An 18,886-nucleotide genomic window follows, 5' to 3' on the forward strand; every position below is an offset into this window, starting at 1 on the left:
ACCCAGACCCCTGCCCACCCCTGCCAGGGCTGCGGCGCCAGCGTGGCGTTCGCCCCGGGCACGACCGTCCTGCGCTGCCCGTACTGCGGCCTGGAGCAGCCGATCGCCGCGCCCGACCGGCAGATCAGGGAGTTCTCCTACGACGCCTTCCTCGCCGCCAAGCCCCGCGTCCGGTCCCTGGCCCCGAACCAGTTCTGCTGCCCCCGCTGCGGCGCCCGCACCGAGAGCGACGCGCTCTCCGGGGCCTGCCAGTTCTGCGGCACCCCCCTGGTCGCCGACGTGGCGAACGACACCCAGATCGCCCCCGAGGCCGTGCTCCCGTTCGGGATCGACCGGGACGGCGCCAGGCAGGCGCTGCGCGCGTGGGTGAAGAGCCGCTGGTTCGCCCCGAACCGTCTCAAGAAGGTCACCGAGGCGGAGACGATGAAGAGCACGTACCTGCCGCACTGGACGTTCGACGCCCGCACCGTCTCCGACTACACCGGTCAGCGCGGCCAGCACTACTGGGTGAACACGAGCTACACCGACTCCAACGGCAAGCAGCAGACCCGTCGTGAACGGCGTACTCGCTGGTACCCGGCGAGCGGCAGGGTGGCGCGCGACTTCGACGACCTGCTCACGGCGGCGACGCGGCAGCTCCCGCGGGAGCGGCTGGTCGCGCTGGAGCCCTGGCCGCTGGAGCGCGCGATGCCGTTCGACCCCGCCTACGTGGCCGGGCACCACACCCTGCGGTACGACACCGAGCCGCAGGAGGGCATGGAGCAGGTCAAACGCGTCATGGCCGAGATCATCCAGGTCGACTGCCGCGGCGACATCGGCGGCGACGAACAACGGGTGCACTCGGTACGCACGACCTACGCGGACGAGACGTTCAAGCTGGTGCTGCTCCCGGTCTGGGTGGGCAGCTACCTGCTGGGCGGGAAGACGTACCAGGTGCTGGTCAACGGGGCGAGCGGCGAGGTCCAGGGCGACCGGCCGTACAGCGTGGTGAAGATCACCCTGGCGGTGCTGGCCGCGGTGGCGGTGCTCGCGGGGGTCGCGCTCTGGCTTTACCTGGAGAACCGCGCGTAACCTGAGCCAATGCTCCGCCGCTTGCTGCGCATCGTCCTGGCCCTGGTCGCGCTGGGTTTCCTGGGCTACGGGCTGGCCGCCAACTGGGGCGAGACCACGACCGTGCTGGGCGCGATGTCACCGTGGGCGGTGCTCGGGTCGTTCGTCGCGGTGCTGGCCGGGCAGTTCTGCATGTTGCTGGCCTGGCGGGAGATCCTGGCGGGGCTCGGCACGCGAGTGCCGGTGCGGATCGCCGGGCGGATCATGTTCGTGGGGCAACTCGGGAAGTACATCCCGGGCGCGGTGTGGGCGTACGCGGCGATGATGGAGCTCGGGCGCGATCACGGCAGCCCGCCGCGGCGCACGTTCGCGACGATCTCCCTGGGGCTGGTGATCAACCTCGGGGTGGCGATCTCGATCGCCGCCGCCACGCTGGGCACGCTGGAGTCGGTCCGGCAGATCTGGTACGTCGTGCTGCTCGTGCCGGTGATCATCGTGTGCCTGCATCCGAAGGTGCTCACCTGGGGGCTCAACCTGGCGCTGCGCGTCGCGCGCAGGGAGCCGCTGGAGAGCGTGCTGCCGGGCCGTACGGTGCTGGTCGCGGTGGCCTGGACGGCGCTGGGCTGGCTCATCTACGGCCTGCACATCTGGCTCGTCGCCAGCCACGCCGACCTGTACGTGATCTCGACCGGGGCCTACGCCTTCGCCTGGGCGATCGGCATCCTGACCGTGGTCGTGCCGGCCGGGGTCGGGGTCAGGGAGGGCGCTCTCGTGCTCGCGCTCGGGCCGGTCATCGGCACTCCGGCCGCGCTCGCGGTGGGGATCGTGTCGCGGCTGGCGTTCACGCTGGGCGACGCGGCGGCGGCCGGCATCGCGTTCGTGCTGGGCCGTCAGGCGGCGCCGAGCAGCGCCCCCGCGTACGCCGACCAGAACGGCTCGGGATCGACCGCCTTGACGCCCGACCGCAACCTCTCGGGCTCGCCGGAGGCGTAGAACCGCTCGATCGCCTCGCGCAGCGCCCCGGCGTCGCCCGGCTCGACCAGCAGCCCGTCGACGCCGTCGGTGACGTGGTCGGCCAGTGCGCCGACGCGGGTGGCGATCACGGGCACGCCGTGCTCGTGCGCGAGCCACACGTTCTGGCTGGCGGTGGCGTTGCGGTAGGGCAGCACGAGCGCGTCGGCCGCGGCGAACAGCGCCGGCACGTCATCGGCGGCGACGTACCCGGGGCGCAGTTCCACGCGGTCGCCGATGCCCAGTTCGCCGATCAGCGCCCGGGTCTCGTCGAGCCCGCCCCAGAACTCGCCGGCGACCGTCAGCCCGATGCCCTCGGGCAGCGCCCGGAGCAGCAGGTCCAGTCCCTTGTACGGCCGCACCATGCCGAAGAACAGCAGCCTGCGGCGCACCTCCTGGCCGGCGCTCTCCCCGGCCGCGGACGGCAGGTGCGGCGGCAGCCCCGCCACGCTGACCCGGCTGGACGTGAGCCCCCTGGCCAGCCCGGCCTGCTCCTCGGAGTGTGCCAGCACGCCGTCGACCCGCTTGAGCAGGGCCTTCATCAGCGGCTCGTCGTACGGCTTGCGCTCGTGCGGCAGCACGTTGTGGCACAGGGCGACGACCGGGGTCCTGCGCCCGATTCCGTACAGGATGCCGAGGTAGGCGGGCACCTGGATCGGGCTCAGCACCGCCAGCACGACCAGATCGGCCGAGCGCAACCGCCGTCCGGCCGTCACCCAGCCGTCGGGCCGCCGCCAGTCGAGCCGCCGCGCGGTCTTCGGATAGGGCGTGCCCTCGGGCGCGGAGATCGTCTGCTGCCCGGGGTAGAGGAAGGACGGATACTGCGCCCGCCACGACTCGATCACCACGTCGTGGCCGAGCGCCGCCAGCCGGTGCGCCAGCTCGGTGGTGTGCTGGGCCCCGCCCCCCTTGTACGGATAGGTCGGGCCGACGATCGCGATCCGCAACGTCACTCTCCCCGCGAGCGCACGATCAGGTCGGCGAGCAGCGCCACCGACCCGATCAACATCCCGGACAGGAAGATCATGACGGTGTTGGCGGGGAAGTAGAACGGGTGCTGGATCATGTCCCAGACGCCCTTGACGAACCCGATGGCCACCAGCCACAACGCGGGCGGCATGAGCACCTTGAGCGGGTTGAAGTACATGATCATCCGCAGCACCTGCAGGATGTAGCGGTAGGCGTCGGAGACGAAGCTGAACTTCGACTTGCCCGCCCGCTTGGCGTACTCGGTCTGCAGGTAGTGCACGTCGTGCTGGTTCGACAGGAACGACAGCGTGATCGTGGTGACGCAGGAGAAGCCGGGGGGCAGCAGCCGCAGGTAGGGCCGGGCCACCGCCTTGCGGAAGGCGCGCAGGCCGGAGTTGAGGTCGGGGATCTTCTGCCCGGCGAGCATCTCCGCCACCTTGCGGATCACCCACTTGGCCGGGACGCGCAGCAGCTTGTGCGAGCCCTCCTCGCTGGTGCGGGCCCCGACCACCATGTCGATGGTGGCGTCCTTCTCCAGGATCTGCACCAACTCGGGGATGCGCTCGTTGGCGTAGGACATGTCGGCGTCGGTCCAGACGACGATCTCGCCCCTGGCCTCCTGCGAGCCGATGCGCCGCACGGTGCCCGCGCCGCCGTTGCGGTGGAAGGCGCGGATGCGCAGGTGGGGGTAGTCGGGCGCGGCCTGCTTGAGCCTGGACAGGGTCTCGTCGGTCGAGCAGTCGTCCACGGCGACCAGTTCGTAGGTGTAGCCGCTCGAGTCCATCGCCCTGGTGATGCGCTCCACCTCGTCGAGGACGTGATCCTGCTCGTTGTAGCAGGGCAGGACGATCGTGACGTACGGCGCTTCTTCCACGGCAATTCCACTCTTGGGGGTCTCAAGCGTGCTCACGGGGGTCGAGGTTACTCTGCCCAGCCAAAGGCCGAGTCCACATCAGCCCAGCGGGGGCCCCGATTCCCGGATCTCTCATACCAGTCTGGCCCATTTCACTGCGGGCCCGCGACCGCCATCCACACGTTCATCCGCAGTGACCACGTGCCGTCCGGAGCCTCGGTGAGCGAGCGCTCGTCCTGGCGGGTGACCAGCTCGATGACCTGCGCAGCCGCCCCGTACGGTGCGACCTGCCCCTCCTCGGCCCCCAGCACGACGGGCACCCGGCCCGCCGCCCGCACCCGCTCCGCCAGCCGGCGCACCTCGAACTCGGCGGCCAGGTCGGAGCCCTGACGCGCCACCTTCGCCGCCGGCTTCCCGCACATGCCCCGCACCACCTGCGTGAACCGGTCGCCGGTGACCCGCTCGACGGCCAGCACCGAGGCGTCGGCCGGGAGCTTCGCGCACATCGCCGCGACCGCCGCCGCCTCCCCCCGCTCGACCGGCGTGAACGCCGTCCCGATCGAGGTCACGGCGGGCGGCACGAGCACGAGCAGCACCGCCGTCGCCATGCCCCACTTCAGCACGAGCGGCCCGTGCCGGTCGGTGAGCCGGCGCAACCTCGCCAGCCCGTACGCGGCCAGCAGGATCATCCCGGGGATCACGACCGGGACCAGGCGGCGGGCGGCCCACGGGTGGTCGGGGGTGATCTCGGGCCGCAGCAGCGTCGTGACGGTGGTCCAGCCCACGATCGCGAGCGGCAGCAGCCACTCGAACGACGAGCCGTCGCGCAGCAGCCTGCGTACGAGCAGGGCGGCGGCGATCGTGGCCAGCACGACGGCGGGGAGGCCGACGTACCAGGCCACCCAGTGCAGGGAGTTCTCGAAGTAGAGCCGCGTGCCGTCGGCGGGCAGGCCGTTGGCCCGCTGGATCTGCTCGATCATCTCGTACGTGCGGCGGTCGTCCGCGCTCAGCGGGTCGCGGGTCACGGTCTGCACCCACGGGCGCGCGTACAGGGCCGCCATCAGCAGCACGACCAGCACCGCCCCGGTCCTCGGGGCCCAGCGCGGCAGCCGCACCCGGGCCAGGACGGGGGCGGCGGCCGTACCGGCCGCGGTGAGCGCGAGCACGACCCCGCCGATGGCCAGCAGCGGCAGCACCGAGCCGGACAGGTACGCCAGGTACGGACGGGCCAGCAGGTACGCCGCCGCCATCCCGGTCCCGGCCCCGGCCACCAGCCCCAGCAGCAGCGGCGCCCCGACCACGCCCTCCGGCCTGCGCAACCGCCGCATGGCGAGCAGCAACCCGGCGAACGCCAGTGCCGGCAGCACGTCGCGCAGCCCGTCCACGCGCACCAGGACGGCCAGCCCGAGCACCAGCCCGGCCAGCAGCGCCCGGCCCCGCTCCCGCCGGGCCAGCGCGTCGTGCGCCAGCGCCAGCCCGCCGAACAGCAGGATCAGCGACGGGATCTCGCTGAACGTGGTGCGCGAGGTGTAGATGATCGGCAGGCTCACGGCGAAGGCCGTCGCCGCCACCACCGCCCACCGGGCCCCCGCCAGCCGCGCCACCACCCCGGCCACCGTGAGCACGGCCAGCGCGCCCAGCACGGCCGGCACCAGGTAGGGCACGCCCAGCCAGTAGCCGATCGCGAACAACATCGGCGAGCCCGGCATGAACTGCGGCGACACCGCCCCGTCCGCGCCGAAGAACCCGACGCTGACGAACTCCAGCGCGGGATCCGGCCCGCCGAACGCCTCGGCCTGGACGGGGATGGGCAGCGAGCCGTGGCCGGCGATCCAGGCGGCGTACTGGGCGTAGGTGGCGGGATCGCGCCTGACGGCGATCTGCTCGCTGTGCATGATCGCGTTGACCACGCCCGACGCGAGGGCCACCCCCAAGACACCGGCGACCTGCCACGTCCGGGCCTCGCCGCGCTCGGCATCGCCCTCGGCCGCGGCGTCGCCGAGCCGCCGGACGCCCGCCCAGCACAGCAGCGCGGCCAGCGGCACCCCGAGCAGCGCGGCGGGCAGCGGCGCGAACCGGCCGAGCAGCAGCAGCGGCAACCCCGCCAGCAGCCAGCCCGCCACGGCCAGCGCCGGCAGCACGGACAGCGTGGCGAGCATCCGGCCGGGTCGATCGAGTCCCATCGGAGAGCGAGCGTATCCAACCCCAGGACCCGGCCGCCCCACCCGCACGCCGCACCGGCCGCGGGAAGGCCGGGGTGACTCCGAAGGAACCGGCCGCCCACGCGCACGCCGGCCGCACCGCACCGCACGAGGACAGGGGGCAACCCCGCAAGAACCAGTCCCACCCGCACGCCGGCCCGGCCGCACGAGGGCCGGTCGCCCCACCCGCAAGGCGGCCGACCGGCAGCGCGGCACGGGCACGGCGCGCTCGCCGGGGCCGGTAGCGTACGCAACGTGCCGGAAGAAGCGGGTGAACGTGCATTGAGGTCGGAGGCTCGCGAAGGGGAGCCCGCGAAGACCGACCAGGGCTCGAAAGCTCGCGAAGGAGAACCCGCGAAGACCGACCAAGCCTCGGAAGCTCGCGAAGAGACGCCCGCGAAGACCGACCGAGCCTCGGAAGCTCGCGAAGAGACGCCCGCGAAGACCGACCGAGCCTCGGAGGCTCGCGAGGAGACGCCCGCCAGGACTGGCCGGGGCCGCCGCCGGCTGCCGCGCGATCCGCGGCGCTGGGCGCGCCGGCATGTGTGGTTCCTGGCCGTCCTGGCCGTCGGGACGATCCTGCGGGTCCTGGCCATGCTCGGCTACCGCCCGGCCCTCTGGTTCCCCGACACCTACACCTACGTGGTCACCGTCTTCAGGCCCCGTCCCGACCTCGTGCGCCCGGCCGGCTACTCCATGTTCCTCAAGCTGCTGGAGCCCCTGCACTCGTTCGGCGTGGTGGCGGCGGCCCAGCACCTGCTCGGCCTGGCCACCGGCGTCCTGGTCTACCTGGCCGCCCGCCGGGTGGCCAGGCGCGCGCCGAGGTGGGTGGCGACGCTGGCGGCGGCTCCGGTGCTGCTGGACGCGTACCAGATCGAGCTGGAGCACCTGCTCGTCTCGGACACGCTGTTCACGTTCCTGGTCGTGGCCGCCGTGGCGCTGTGCACGACCCGCCGGACGGGTGCCGTCGCCGCCATCGGCCTGCTGCTGGCCGCCGCGACGCTCACCAGGACGGTCGGCCAGCCGCTCATCGTGGTGCTGGCCGCCTGGTTCGCGCTGCGCGGCCGGCTCGGCTCGTCGGGCTCGCTGTCGCGCCGGCTCAGGCCCGCCGGCGTGCTGCTGGCCGCCGCCCTGGTGCCGGTCCTCGCGTACGGGGCCTGGTTCTACGCCACGTACCAGCGGGTCGGCCTGGTCGGCGCGAACGGCGTCTTCATGTACGCCCGGACGATGTCCTTCGCCGACTGCGCCGAGATGAACCCGCCGGCCGACCTGCGGGTGCTGTGCGACCCGCGCCCGCCTGAGCGGCGCCCGCCGTCGCAGGAGTACATCTGGGCCGCGGACTCCCCGCTGGTGCTGCGGCCGGGCATCACGTTCACGAAGGAGAACGACGACCTGGCGGCCAGGTTCGCGACGCTGGCGATCACCACGCAGCCGCTCGACTACGCCGCCTCCGTGCTGCGCGAGGCGGGCCGCACGTTCACCTGGGACCGGCCGGTCTACCCCGACGCCGAGATCTACGGCTATTACCAGTTTCCGGTCACCGAGCCCGGACCACCTGGCCGCTATCCCGCGCAGGTCGGTGCCGACTATGCCAAGCTCTACGAGCAGGGCGCGATCGGCACGGAGATCGTGGAGCCCTTCGCCGGATGGTTGCGGGCCTACCAGAACATGGTGCGGCTGCCCGGCCCGGTGCTCCTGGGGATCTTGCTCGTGCCACCGGTGGCGGCGTTCGCCCGCAGGCGCGAGGCGGCGCGTCTGGCGGCGGGCCCGGTCTGGCTGGTGCCCTGGTCGGTGGCCGTCGTGCTGCTGATCACACCGGCCGCGGCCGCGGAGTTCGACTACCGGTACGTGTTGCCGGCCGTGCCCCTGGCCTGTCTGGCGGCGGCCCAGAGCATCAGGCCCGACCTACTCCGACAAACCGGTGGCGATCAGAGGGCGAAAGAGTTTGGCAATGATATTCCACCCAATGTCCGGCTCTGAGTATGCTTTCCCGCGGAAACATCACACCCGGGTCACGGTCATTCCCCGTGATCATGGCTCGGAGCACGCCGTACGTGACCTAGTCTCGTGGCGCGGAGCGATCAATCCGGCGGCGCAAGGAGTGAGGCTAAGGGCCGTATGAGTGACTACAGGAGTGGGCCGGTAGTCGATTCCGCGCAGGACCACCGTGCCGCCGCCACGCAGCCGGGCAGCCGGATGGCGCGCAGACAGGCCACCGGGGCGACGCCGCCCCCGCCCGACGACCACCCGCCACGCGGCCACCGCTCCGGCGACGGCCCGAACGGCCAGGCCAAGATGCGGGTGCTGGCCTACGTCAGCATCGGGGTCACCGCGGTGATGGTCGCGGGCGCGCTGACCGCGTACACCGTCTACCGCGACGCCTTCAGCAACATCAACGAGAAGAGCGTCAAGGGCGACATCATCAACCCGCGGCCCCCGGAGACGGGCGCGCTCAACGTGCTGCTCGTCGGCTCCGACACGCGGGCGGGCGAGGGCAACGCGAAGTACGGGCAGCAACTCGCGCGGCAGGCCGACGCGGGCGGCAAGCGCACCGACACGATCATCCTCATGCACATCTCCCCCGACCGGGACAAGGCCCAGCTCATCAGCTTCCCCCGCGACTCGCTGGTGCAGATCCCGAAGTGCAAGAACGAGGCCACCAAGCAGGAGATGGCCCCGCGCCGGGACATGATCAACTCGGCGTACAGCTCCGGCGGCATCGCCTGCACGATGTCCACCATCGAGACCCTCACCGGCATCCGCGTCAACCACTTCGTCGAGGTGGACTTCAGCGGCTTCAAGAACATCGTGGACGCGCTCGACGGCATCGAGATCTGCCTGAAGACGGGCGTCAACGACAAGGCGTCCAAGCTGGTGCTGCCGGCCGGCAAGAGCCTGCTGGACGGCGAGAAGGCGCTCGGCTACGTGCGCCTGCGCAAGTACGGCGACGGCAGCGACATCCAGCGCATCAAGCGCCAGCAGATCTTCCTGAGCAAGGTCGTCGCCAAGGCCACCAGCAGCGAGCTGCTCACCGACGTGGGCCGACTGCGCGACTTCGTGGCGGCGGCGGGCCAGTCGGTCACGATGGACCCCGAGCTGGCCAACGACACCGAGCAGCTCATCCGGATCGCGATGAGCGCCAAGGAGATGACGGCCAACGGCGTGAAGTTCATCACGGTGCCCTGGGGCCCCGCCCCCGAAGACCCCAACAGGGTGGTCTGGAAGGAGCCGGACGCCACCGAGCTGTTCACCGCGATCAGGACCGACACCGAGGTCACGGCCGCGACGCCGAGCGCCAGCGCGGGCACCGGCACGAGCGCCAAGCCGAAGGCCAAGGTCAAGCCGGAGCAGGTCCGGGTCCAGGTGCTCAACGGCACCAAGACCGTGGGCAAGGCCCGCGAGGTCGCCGACGAGCTGGCCAAGCAGGGCTTCAACGTCGTCGGGCTGGGCAACTTCGAGGCGCCGGGCGGGGTGAGCCTGCCCAAGAGCGAGATCCACTACGCCAAGACGGTCGAGGCCGCCGCCGACCACGCCGTCGTGCTGGGCGCCTCGGTGCTGCCCAAGCCGCAGGCGGCCTCGGGCAAGGTGGCCGCGACCAACCCGCAGACGTACTCCTCGACCACCACGGCCGCGGCCGGAGCCGCCCCGAAGGGCACTCCGATCATCCAGCTCGTAGTCGGCGAGGACTTCGACTCGGTCAAGGTCACCAAGCTGCCCGACAGCGTCCAGCAGAACTCGCTCACCGCGTCCGAGCAGCGGAACGTGTGCACCTGAGGCTCCGAATTCCCTGTGTAACCGGGCGTTCTGCGTCACTGCAAGAGACAGCGCCCGCGAAGCGGGATAGTGTGTCGTGGGTTGGCGGCGCAGCGCGACACGGAGCCGAAAGGGTGTTCCTGATCCCGTTGTCGTCGCGGTTCCCCGGCCCCGAGTGAAGCTGAGCGACTCTCCCTGTGTCTGACACCAGATCCTCCCCATCGGCCACGCCCCAGCGGAGCCCCGAGGAGCAAGGGCCCGCCAACACAGGAGCTCGCTGGCCGCTGCCGGAAGAGGCGTTCTGGAGCGAGTCCACCGACCCGCACGGCGCCGCCCCCGGCGACCGCACGGCGCCGCAGGCGGCGGTGACCGAGGCGCCGAAGTCCGGTGAGCGCGCCCAGGAACGGCAGGAGCCGCAGCCGGAGCCGGCCAAGCAGCGCAAGCGCGATCCGTTCCTCGACAACGTCAAGTTCATCCTGATCGCGCTGGTGCCGGTCGGGCACTCGCTGGTGCCGACCCTGGCCGCCGACTCGGCGCGGGCGGCCTACATCTTCATCTACGTCTTCCACATGCCGCTGTTCGTGGTGGTCAGCGGCTACCTGTCCAGGAATTTCTGGAACTCCAACGCGAAGACCAACAAGCTGGTCGACACGTTCCTCGTGCCGTACGTGATCGTCGAGGTCGGTTACGCCGCGCTCCGCACCGCCCTCGGGCAGAAGTGGAGCCTGACGATCATCGACCCGGCCTGGCTCAACTGGTACCTGCTGGCGCTGCTGTTCTGGCGGTTGTCCACGCCGGTGTGGAAGCGGATGAAGTATCCCGTCCCGGTGGCGATCGCCATCTACCTGTTCGCCGGGTTCTCCCAGATCTCGGGCGACTTCAGCATGGACCGCTTCTTCGGCCTGCTGCCCTTCTTCGTGATCGGCCTGGTGCTGCAGCCCGAGCACTTCGAGCTGCTCAACCGGCGGTGGATCAAGATCGTGTCGGGGGTCGTCGTGCTCTGCGCGGCGGCCGTGGCGATCCTCATCGCGCCCTGGGCCAAGCTGGGCCCGTTCTACTACAAGAACAGCTACCAGGACCTCGGCCTGTCCTGGTACATGGGCCTCGGCCTGCGCGTCGGGCTGCTGGTGTGCGCGCTGGCCATGTGCGTCGCCGTGCTGGCGCTGGTGCCCAGGCGCGAGACGTGGTACACCGACCTCGGCACCCGCACGCTGTACTGCTACCTGCTGCACGGCGTCCCGGTGCTGATCGCCAAGGAGATGGGCTGGCTGTCGTTCCCGTGGCTGTACGGGCCGCTGGGCGTGCTGGCGATCAGCGCGAGCTGCTTCGCGCTGGCGATCATCCTGTGCCTGCCGGAGACCCGCACCGTCTTCAAGTGGGTGCTGGAGCCCCGCCTCATCTGGCTCTATCGTCGCCCCTCCCGAAGTTAAGCAGCCGTTCCACCCGCATTAACGCCTTTGACCTGGTGAGCGCTCAGCATCGACACATGCGCGCATGTGTCGCCACGACCGTCCACCATCCCGAGGACGCCCGGATCATGCACCGGCAGATCCGGGCGCTGCTCGACGCGGGCCACGAGGTGACCTACGTCGCGCCCTTCACCTATTTCAACGTGACCCCCGCCATGGGCCTGACCGCGATCGACGTCGGGCATCTGGCCACGTCCGGCCGGGCGCGCAGCGCGCTCAGGCGTGGCGTGCGGGGCGCGGACCTGCTGATCGTGCACGAGCAACGGCTGCTGAGCGCCCTGCCCCACCGGCGCCCCCGGGTCGTCTGGGACGTCCGCGAGCAGGTCACCGCCCGGCGGCTCGCCCGCGCCGAACGGCGTCACCAGGTGATCACGCCGGCCGTGGTCCCGGAGGCGACCCTGGTGTCGCCCGGTCCTCCGCCTCCCGGGGACACCAGGGTCGTGCACATCGGCCGCCTGTCGGCCAATCGCGGCGTGACCGAGCTGATCGGGCTGGCCGAGCGGCTGGTGCCGCACGGCGTCCGGCTCGACCTGATCGGCGCCGCGGCCCGCGACGTGCGGCCGCTGCTGCGCGACGCCCAGCGGGTGGGCCTGCTCGACTGGTTCGGGTACGTGCCGAACCGACACGCCCTGCGGATGGCCGAGGGCGCGCTGGCCGGGCTGTCCCTGGCGGGCGACACGGTGCGGACCGCACCCACGAAGATCATGGACTACATGGGCAGGGGGCTGCCGGTGATCACCACCCCGCAGGGCGCCTCGCTGGTCGAGAGCGCCGGGTGCGGGCTCGTGGTGCCGCTGGACGTGGACGCGGTGCTGAACGCCGTCCTGGATCTGAAGGACGACCCGGCGCGGCGGGCGCGGCTCGGCGAGCTGGGGCACGCGCAGGCGCGACTGCGCCACCACTGGCCGGATCACGCCGCGGAGTTCGTGCGCCGGGCCGAGTCGTGGGCCGGCGTGCGCACGCACGCGCTGGCCGTCTGAGGACGGTACGGACCGAAGACGGCACCCGGGCGGGAATGGCCACGCGGCTCGCGGGTTGATGTACTTGGCTCATGGCATCGCATCTGATCCAGGGCCGGACTGTGGGCATGCCCGTACGGGTGAGGGACGCCGAGGTGTGCAGCGTCCTCTACCCGGTGCGCGCCGACGCCGCCAGGGCGGTGATCGCGTACTCGGGGCTCGACGTGGCCGAGGTGCTGCCCGGCAAGGCCGTCTGCGTGCTGCTGTTCGTCGACTACCGCGACGGCGACCTCGACACCTACCACGAGTTCGGCATGGCCTTCCTCGTGCGCCCGCCGGGCTCGTCGGGCTCCATGGGGCCGGCCGAGCTGCGCCGGGCCGGGGTGTTCGTGCACTGGCTGCCGGTCGACCAGCAGTTCACGCTGGAGGCCGGGCGCACGTTGTGGGGGTTCCCGAAGGAGCTGGCCGACATCGAGTTGCGGCTGTCGTCGCCGTACAAGAGGTGCATCCTGCGCAAGGACGGGCGGCTCGTGCTCGACCTGCTGATCAAGCCGGGTGTGCCGGTGCCGGGCGGCGCGGCGATGGCGCCGCTCGACGCCTACACGCATCGCGACGGGGTCACGCGGCGTGTCCCCTGGTCCGTACGCGCCAGGGGAGCCCGGGTCCGGCCCGGCGGCGCGCTGATCCGCCTGGGCAACCATCCCATCGCCAAGGAGCTGAGCGAGCTGGGCCTGCCCAAGCGGGCGCTGTTCAGCACGACGATCTCGCACGCCGAGATGATCTTCGGCGAGGCCCGCGAGACATGACCGCGGGCCGGACGTCCGGCGCGGCTCAGACGATGGGCGGGCGGCCCAGCTTGACCATCCGCCAGGCCGTGCGCCAGGCCATCGGGCGGCGCTCGCCGGCCGAGGTGCGCAGGCCCTCGAAGAAACCGGAGAACCACGCCTTCAGCGCGCCCATCGCCCCGCGCTCGCGGATCACGGTGAGCACGACCCAGTTGGTCAGGTAGAGCACCGCCAGCGGCCACGGCAGGTTGCGCCGGGCCAGCCAGACCCGGTTGCGCGCGTTGAGCCGGTGGAACTCGGTGTGCCTGGTCGGCGGCACCTGCGGGTGGTACATCACCGTCTCGGCGTCGTACTCGATCCGGTAGCCCTCGCCGAGCAGCCGCCAGGCGAGGTCGGTCTCCTCGTGCGCGTAGAAGAACCGCTCGGGAAGACCGCCCACCTGGAGGAAGGCCGAACGCCTGATCGCCGACGCGCCGCCGAGGAACGTGGTGACCGGCGAGGAGCGCTGCGGGTCGCCGGCGCGCAGGCGCGGCACGTGGCGGCGCTGGCTGCCGCTCCCCTCGGGGTCCATGATGCGGAAGGAGATCACGGCCAGGTCGGGCTCGGTGGCGAACCGGTCGCGTACGTGCGCCACGACCTTCGGGCTGGCGTACCAGCCGTCGTCGTCGAGGAACAGCACGACATCGCCCGAGCACTCCTCCACGCCCCGGTTACGGCCGGCGGGGATGCCCGTGTTCTGGTCGAGCCGGATCGCTTTCACGACCGCGGCCGACCCCTCGGGTGGCGTCGCCGACACCTGGGGCACGTCGGCACCGTTGCCTACGATCACCACCTCGACGTCGCCGTCGACCTGGTTCAGCGCGGACTCGACCGCCCGGTTCAGCTCCGCGACCCGGTTGCCCATGGTGAGGATGACGCACGAGATCTTCAACGCATCACTGTCCTGACGCGTCGAGAACACGAGCGGAGCATTCTTTCATGATCACCGAGTCTGCTGGTCTGCATGGTCTGGAATGGTGAAGCTAAGCGTATCGGAACCCGCAGTGAACCCCCACCGAACGGCGGACGTCCGATCAATACGACGGACGGGAGGCCCGCTCGGTTCCAGGCCCGAGTTCACGCGAGCCGCCTCGACGCCATGATGCTGATCAGATGCAGCACGGTCTGCAGCGCGGCGGCGGCCAGACAGGCCACCACGAGCACCCGCGTGGCCGTGAGGTCGCCGACGATCAGGTCGATCACCGCGGCCACCACGGCGAGCAGCGACAGTTCGATCGGCTGCACGATCCGGTGGAACCGCGTCGCCGCCAGCACCCGCCGCCCCAGCCCAAGCAGCCCGGAGCGGAACTGCACGGCCGACGCCTCGCTCGAGGCCGCCAGCCCGCCCTTGGCCCTGGCCACCTCCACCAGGTCGCTCTCCGCCTTGATGAGGATGGCGCCGAGCGCGGCGGCGAAGCCGAACACGGTGTACCAGTCGGGCAGCACGGCCGAGGCCCGCCAGCCCAGCCCGGCCAGCACCGCGGCCTCGGCGAAGTACGCGCCCACCCGGTCGAGGTAGACGCCGGCCAGGGACGTCTTGCCCGTCCAGCGGGCCAGCTCGCCGTCGGAGCAGTCGAGCAACAGGTAGACCTGGATCAGCAGGGCGGCCAGCACGGCCGCCCACAGCCCCGGCAGCGCCAGCGCGAAGCCGGCCGCGACCCCCGCCACGGTCATGACCCAGGTGAGCTGGTTGGGCGTGACCGAGGTCTTGGTGAACAGCCAGGTGACGTAGATCGACAGGCGGCGCATGTAGAGCACGCCCGCCCAGTGCTCGCCGTTCCTGCGCTCCAGATGGCCCGGGGGCTGGGCCACCTGCCGCAGCTCAGCTACCGAAGGCCCGGACATAGTCCCCCACCCGATCGCGGATCTCCGAGTCCTGCATGCGCAGGTGCTCCAGGATCGTGTAACGGCCGGGACGGGTGGCCGGGGCCAGCGCCACGACCTCGGCGAACTGCTCGCTGGTCAGCCCGATGTCGCCGGGCACGACCGGGAGCTGGTGCCTGCGCAGGCAGTCGACGACCTGCTTGACGCGGGCCGTGTCGTCGCGCAGGAAGAAGCAGAAGGCGGCGCCGATGCCGGCGAGCTCGCCGTGGTTGGAGGTGCCGGGGAAGAGCTGGTCCACGGCATGAAGGATCTCATGATCGCCACCGCTCGCGGGCCGGGACGACCCGGCGACCACCATCGACATGCCGGACAGGATCAGCGATTCGGCCAGCACGGTCAGGAACGCGTCGGACTCGATGGAGTCGGAGCGCCCGACGAGCGCCTCGGCGGCCGTGCGCGACATCGAGCAGGCCAGCCCGTCGATGGGCTCGCCACGCTCGACGTTGCCGAGCTGCCAGTCCTCGATCGCCGACAGGTTGCTGACGACGTCGCCCACACCGGCCCTGACCAGCGACTCGGGCGCGTTGTGCACGAAGTCGAGGTCGACCAGGATGGCCAGCGGCATCGGCACGCCGAACGAGCCCTTGCCGCCCTCGTAGATCAGTGAGGCGGTGGGCGAGCAGATGCCGTCGTGGGAGAGGTTGGTGGCCACCGCGACCATGGGGATGCCCGCCAGCGAAGCGGCGTACTTGGTCACGTCGATCGTCTTGCCGCCGCCGACGCCCACGACCACCTCATAGGCCGCCTTGCGCAGGTCGGCGCCGAGCGAGACGGCCGCGTCGACCGTCCCGTCGGCCACCCTGAACACCTCTGCCTCGCCCAGCGTGGGCGCGATGAGGCTCTCGATGTGGTCGCCCTGGCCGAGACCGACGGCGACCGCGACCCTGCCGGAGGTCGCCACCCGGCTGTCGGCCAGCAGGGCGCCGAGCTGTGCCACCGCGCCGCGCCTGACGTCCATGGTCAGCGGCGCCGGCAGCATCCTCGCTAGAAGCGGCATCCGCGCCCCCTCAGTAGTGAACGGCTATGGCACGGGCCTTGGCCAGGTCGTCGTGGTTGTCCACCTCGACCCAGTCGACCGCTCCGATGGGCGCGGCGTGGATGAGCTCGCCGCGCTCGACCATCTCCTGGTAACCGTCCTCGTAGTAGAGCTGCGGGTCACGCTCGAACGTGGTCTTGAGCGCGTCGGCCAGCCGCTCGCCCGCGCCCGGCCTGATGAGGGTGGCGCCGATGTACTCGCCGTAGGCCGTGGCCGGGTCCATGAGCTTGGTGATGCGGCGCAGCGAGCCCTCGGGCGAGAGGATGACCTTCATCTCCTCGTCGGCGAGCTGCTTGACGTCGTCGACGGCCAGCAGGATGTCGCTGGTCTCGGGGGCGGACAGCAGCGTCTTCTCGACCGAGACCGGGTGCACGGTGTCACCGTTGACCAGCAGCGCGCCCTGGGAGAAGTAGTCGCGCGCGCACCACAGGGAGTAGGCGTTGTTCCACTCCTCCGCCTTGTCGTTGTGCACGAGGGTGAGCTTGACGCCGTGCCGCTCCTCCAGGGCGTCCTTGCGCTCGTGTACGGCCTGCGCCGCGTAACCGACGACGACCACGACCTCCCGCAGGCCCACCTCGGCGAAATTGCGCAGCGAGATGTCCATGATCGTGGTTTCGCCGTCGACCGGCACGAGCGCCTTGGGCAGCGTGTCGGTGTACGGCCGCAGGCGTCGTCCGGCCCCAGCGGCCAGAACCATTCCCAGCAACGTGCACTCCTCAGTCGAGCATGACTCCGATGGCCAAAGAGTATTCGTCTTTGGACCCCGTGCGGGTAATCCGGCGTTAGTCTTGCGTTCCCATATCGGCCGCTTCGACCCCTGTACGGGGTGCGACGAGCCAGCACGTCAGGCTCTCCCAGCCGAACAGCCCCCACAGGTAGAGCGCGAGCAACACGTAGCCGCCGGTCAGCCAGCCCGACAGCGCGACCAGCGAGACCAGCATCATCCGCCCGTCCCAGCCGAGGCCGGCCGTGGCCAGCCACGGCGGCGGGTAGACGTGCTGCCGCAACCGGTAGACAAGATCGTAGTGGTGGAAGGCCAGTGCCCCGAGCAAGACGAAGATCACCACGGGGTGCACGCCGTGGGCGAAGCCGCAGGCCGCGATGAAGGTGTACTCGATGAGCCGCAGGATCGGCGGCACGAGCCAGTCGAGGCGGCCGTCGTGCGGATGGGTGCTGCCGGGGCCGGCCAGCAGCAGGGTCACGGCGGGCGCGAACACGGCCAGGCCGTCGCTCCCGGCCACGCCGAGCAGCAGCAGCACGCCGGTGACGAACGCGCCGGCGATCACCGGCGGCAACGGCGGGAGCTGCCCGGCCACGAGCAGGCCCATGGCACGCGAGAGCGGCCCGTCGTCGCGGTAGGCCACGACGGTGCTGCTGGGAACGGGGGTCATGTGGACCGAAATCATCGTGCCGACCTCGCGATCCGCCCGGCGAGCTGGTAGAGGGCCGCCACGCCGCCCCAGCCGAGCAGCGCCAGGAACGTGGCCCTGGAGCCCCAGATCACGGCGGTGACCGCGATCAGGGCCATGCGCTCCCCTATCGGCAGCACCACGATCTTCTTCAGCCATCGGGCGATCGTGTCGCGTTCGAGCCGCTGGGAGAGCTTGAGCACGCCTCCGGGGGCGCGGCGCACGTCCTGCGACTCCAGCAGCGAGCGGGCCGGTCGGCCCCACGTCGCGCCGACGCGGGCCGCGTCGGTCACGGCGCCCACGTACGTGTAGTCGACGGCGTGCCTGACGACCTGCAGCACCATCGCGGCCACCGCCAGGTACCAGATGTCGGCGGCGGCGGAGCCGAAGGCCAGGCCGACGTAGACGGCGTACTCCTTGAACCGGTCGGACATGCCGTCGGCCCACGCGCCCAGCGGCGAGAACGTGCGCGTGTAGCGGGCGAGCTGCCCGTCGAGGCAGTCGAGCGCGAACGACAGGATCAGCAGCACCGCCCCGGCCAGCCGCCCGCCCTCGGTGCCCGCCGAGAACCACAGGGCCGCCAGCAGCGCCAGCCCGGCCGAGATCGCGGTGACCGTGTTGGGGACGAGCTTGAGGCGTACGGCGGGCTTGATCAGGTGGCGGGTCCAGGAGGAGACGAAGAACGTGGCGAAGAAGCCGTCGTCCTCCTTGACGGAGGTGTCGAGCCGGACCTTGGCCTCGTCCACCTCCGCCAGCCTGGTCAGGGCGGCGTCGGCGGAGTGCTGGCCCGCCACCCGGTCGGCGTGCAGCGGCCCGATGCCGGCCGCGCGCACGGCCACCCCGGACCTGACCAGCCCGACCAGCAGCAGATCGACCGCCTCGACCGGCGTGACGGGGCCGAGCTTGCCCGCCTCGGCCAGCTCGGCCAGCTCGTCGGCGATGTCGGCCAGCGTGGCCAGGTCGGCCTCGCCCGTCTGCAGCACGCCCCTGAAGGTGGCGTTCGCCTCGGGGACGAGGTGGAACGAGCTGCCGGCCGCGACGACCCGGCCGCCCTCGACGCGGGCGGGCGGGCGCAGCGGCCCGGGGGTCGCGTCGTGCGAGATCAGCGCGGCGCTGCCGTGGGAGGGATGCTCCAGCAGCGCCGCGAGGGCCTCGGTGTGGATCACCAGGTCGGCGGGCAGCACGGCCACGGCGCTCGTGGCGGCGCGGGCGATCTTGGCCACGCCGCGCAGGTCGGTCGCGAGGCCGCCGTCGGCCGTCACGACCTGCACCCCGCGTACGGGCAGCGCGGCGAGTTGTTCGCCGAGGCGGTCGAGCAGCGTGCCGTCGCCGCTGGCCAGCCTGCACGCGGGTGTCGTGGCGAGCAGCACGACCGACGTGGTCGCGCTGTCGCGGGTCAAAGAGTCGGGCAAAGCTCCGGTCTCCTCCCGGTCGGGGTGGAGCACATGGACTGGGGGGTGCGTAGACA

At 71.5% G+C, this 18,886-nt stretch carries 16 protein-coding genes; 7 read left to right on the plus strand and 9 right to left on the minus strand.

Features of this window, described 5'->3' with window-relative positions; all coding sequences use genetic code 11:
- Together FAF44_RS06240 and FAF44_RS06245 are read left to right on the plus strand one after the other, a co-directional pair.
- Positions 1 to 1,071, plus strand: a 1,071-nt coding sequence (locus tag FAF44_RS06240) for a hypothetical protein (protein WP_237102064.1), incomplete at its 5' end; no start/stop codon positions are given.
- A gap of 9 nt (positions 1,072 to 1,080) precedes the next feature.
- Positions 1,081 to 2,043, plus strand: coding sequence for a lysylphosphatidylglycerol synthase transmembrane domain-containing protein (locus FAF44_RS06245; protein WP_237102065.1), 963 nt, complete (start codon positions 1,081 to 1,083; stop codon positions 2,041 to 2,043).
- Here FAF44_RS06245 and FAF44_RS06250 read toward each other — a convergent pair.
- The 3 genes from FAF44_RS06250 to FAF44_RS06260 form a co-directional block, all read right to left on the minus strand.
- Positions 1,941 to 3,008: a glycosyltransferase family 4 protein gene (locus FAF44_RS06250; RefSeq protein WP_237102066.1), complete on the minus strand. Its 1,068-nt coding sequence runs from the start codon at positions 3,006 to 3,008 to the stop codon at positions 1,941 to 1,943. The two genes, FAF44_RS06245 and FAF44_RS06250, sit on opposite strands and share 103 nt — an antisense overlap.
- A gap of 2 nt (positions 3,009 to 3,010) precedes the next feature.
- Positions 3,011 to 3,940, minus strand: a complete 930-nt coding sequence (locus tag FAF44_RS06255; protein WP_237102067.1) for a glycosyltransferase family 2 protein — start codon at positions 3,938 to 3,940, stop codon at positions 3,011 to 3,013.
- Between the two features lie 95 nt (positions 3,941 to 4,035).
- Positions 4,036 to 6,066, minus strand: a complete 2,031-nt coding sequence (locus FAF44_RS06260) for a glycosyltransferase family 39 protein (RefSeq protein WP_237102068.1) — start codon at positions 6,064 to 6,066, stop codon at positions 4,036 to 4,038.
- A 561-nt stretch (positions 6,067 to 6,627) separates the two neighbouring features.
- On the opposite strand from FAF44_RS06260, the gene FAF44_RS06265 reads away from it, so the two are divergent.
- The 5 genes from FAF44_RS06265 to FAF44_RS06285 all read left to right on the plus strand — a co-directional run bounded on the left by FAF44_RS06265 (position 6,628) and on the right by FAF44_RS06285 (position 13,071).
- Entirely contained in the window at positions 6,628 to 8,064 is a 1,437-nt protein-coding gene (locus FAF44_RS06265) for a hypothetical protein (protein WP_237102069.1), read from the plus strand.
- A gap of 216 nt (positions 8,065 to 8,280) precedes the next feature.
- Complete coding sequence (locus tag FAF44_RS06270; RefSeq protein WP_237102070.1) at positions 8,281 to 9,858, plus strand: LCP family protein; 1,578 nt, start codon at positions 8,281 to 8,283, stop codon at positions 9,856 to 9,858.
- A gap of 176 nt (positions 9,859 to 10,034) precedes the next feature.
- The gene (locus tag FAF44_RS06275; RefSeq protein ID WP_237102071.1) at positions 10,035 to 11,267 is read left to right on the plus strand and encodes an acyltransferase family protein; all 1,233 of its coding nucleotides are present in this window, start codon (positions 10,035 to 10,037) and stop codon (positions 11,265 to 11,267) included.
- Positions 11,268 to 11,323: 56 nt separating this feature from the next.
- On the plus strand, positions 11,324 to 12,286 hold the full coding sequence (locus FAF44_RS06280; protein ID WP_237102072.1) for a glycosyltransferase: 963 nt from the start codon (positions 11,324 to 11,326) through the stop codon (positions 12,284 to 12,286).
- Positions 12,287 to 12,357: 71 nt separating this feature from the next.
- The gene (locus tag FAF44_RS06285) at positions 12,358 to 13,071 is read left to right on the plus strand and encodes an acetoacetate decarboxylase family protein (protein ID WP_237102073.1); all 714 of its coding nucleotides are present in this window, start codon (positions 12,358 to 12,360) and stop codon (positions 13,069 to 13,071) included.
- 25 nt (positions 13,072 to 13,096) lie between these two features.
- On the opposite strand, the gene FAF44_RS06290 is transcribed toward FAF44_RS06285, so the two are convergent.
- The 6 genes from FAF44_RS06290 to FAF44_RS54460 all read right to left on the minus strand — a co-directional run bounded on the left by FAF44_RS06290 (position 13,097) and on the right by FAF44_RS54460 (position 18,830).
- Entirely contained in the window at positions 13,097 to 13,981 is an 885-nt protein-coding gene (locus tag FAF44_RS06290; RefSeq protein ID WP_237102074.1) for a glycosyltransferase family 2 protein, read from the minus strand.
- 185 nt (positions 13,982 to 14,166) lie between these two features.
- On the minus strand, positions 14,167 to 14,934 hold the full coding sequence (locus tag FAF44_RS06295; RefSeq protein WP_237102075.1) for a CDP-alcohol phosphatidyltransferase family protein: 768 nt from the start codon (positions 14,932 to 14,934) through the stop codon (positions 14,167 to 14,169).
- Entirely contained in the window at positions 14,912 to 15,952 is a 1,041-nt protein-coding gene (locus tag FAF44_RS06300; RefSeq protein WP_237102136.1) for an iron-containing alcohol dehydrogenase family protein, read from the minus strand. The genes FAF44_RS06295 and FAF44_RS06300 overlap by 23 nt, the downstream gene beginning before the upstream one ends.
- A 28-nt stretch (positions 15,953 to 15,980) precedes the next feature.
- Positions 15,981 to 16,715 (minus strand): sugar phosphate nucleotidyltransferase, encoded by a 735-nt coding sequence (locus tag FAF44_RS06305; protein ID WP_237102076.1) that lies wholly within the window; start codon positions 16,713 to 16,715, stop codon positions 15,981 to 15,983.
- A gap of 76 nt (positions 16,716 to 16,791) precedes the next feature.
- Complete coding sequence (locus tag FAF44_RS54455; protein ID WP_272894134.1) at positions 16,792 to 17,400, minus strand: DUF5941 domain-containing protein; 609 nt, start codon at positions 17,398 to 17,400, stop codon at positions 16,792 to 16,794.
- Positions 17,401 to 17,411: 11 nt separating this feature from the next.
- Positions 17,412 to 18,830 (minus strand): CDP-alcohol phosphatidyltransferase family protein, encoded by a 1,419-nt coding sequence (locus tag FAF44_RS54460; protein WP_272894135.1) that lies wholly within the window; start codon positions 18,828 to 18,830, stop codon positions 17,412 to 17,414.
- Positions 18,831 to 18,886: the final 56 nt, after the last annotated feature.

This window comes from Nonomuraea sp. MG754425, assembly GCF_021699195.1.
GTDB lineage: Bacteria > Actinomycetota > Actinomycetes > Streptosporangiales > Streptosporangiaceae > Nonomuraea.

Bases quoted from the DNA above. Each gene is read 5' to 3' on its own strand.
- FAF44_RS06270 (WP_237102070.1), top strand. From the start codon at position 8,281: ATGGCGCGCAGACAGGCCACCGGGGCGACGCCGCCCCCGCCCGACGAC.
- FAF44_RS06285 (WP_237102073.1), top strand. From the start codon at position 12,358: ATGGCATCGCATCTGATCCAGGGCCGGACTGTGGGCATGCCCGTACGG.
- FAF44_RS06260 (WP_237102068.1), bottom strand. From the start codon at position 6,066: ATGGGACTCGATCGACCCGGCCGGATGCTCGCCACGCTGTCCGTGCTG.
- FAF44_RS54455 (WP_272894134.1), bottom strand. From the start codon at position 17,400: ATGACCCCCGTTCCCAGCAGCACCGTCGTGGCCTACCGCGACGACGGG.
- FAF44_RS06295 (WP_237102075.1), bottom strand. From the start codon at position 14,934: ATGTCCGGGCCTTCGGTAGCTGAGCTGCGGCAGGTGGCCCAGCCCCCG.
- FAF44_RS06300 (WP_237102136.1), bottom strand. From the start codon at position 15,952: ATGCTGCCGGCGCCGCTGACCATGGACGTCAGGCGCGGCGCGGTGGCA.
- FAF44_RS06280 (WP_237102072.1), top strand. From the start codon at position 11,324: ATGCGCGCATGTGTCGCCACGACCGTCCACCATCCCGAGGACGCCCGG.
- FAF44_RS06245 (WP_237102065.1), top strand. From the start codon at position 1,081: ATGCTCCGCCGCTTGCTGCGCATCGTCCTGGCCCTGGTCGCGCTGGGT.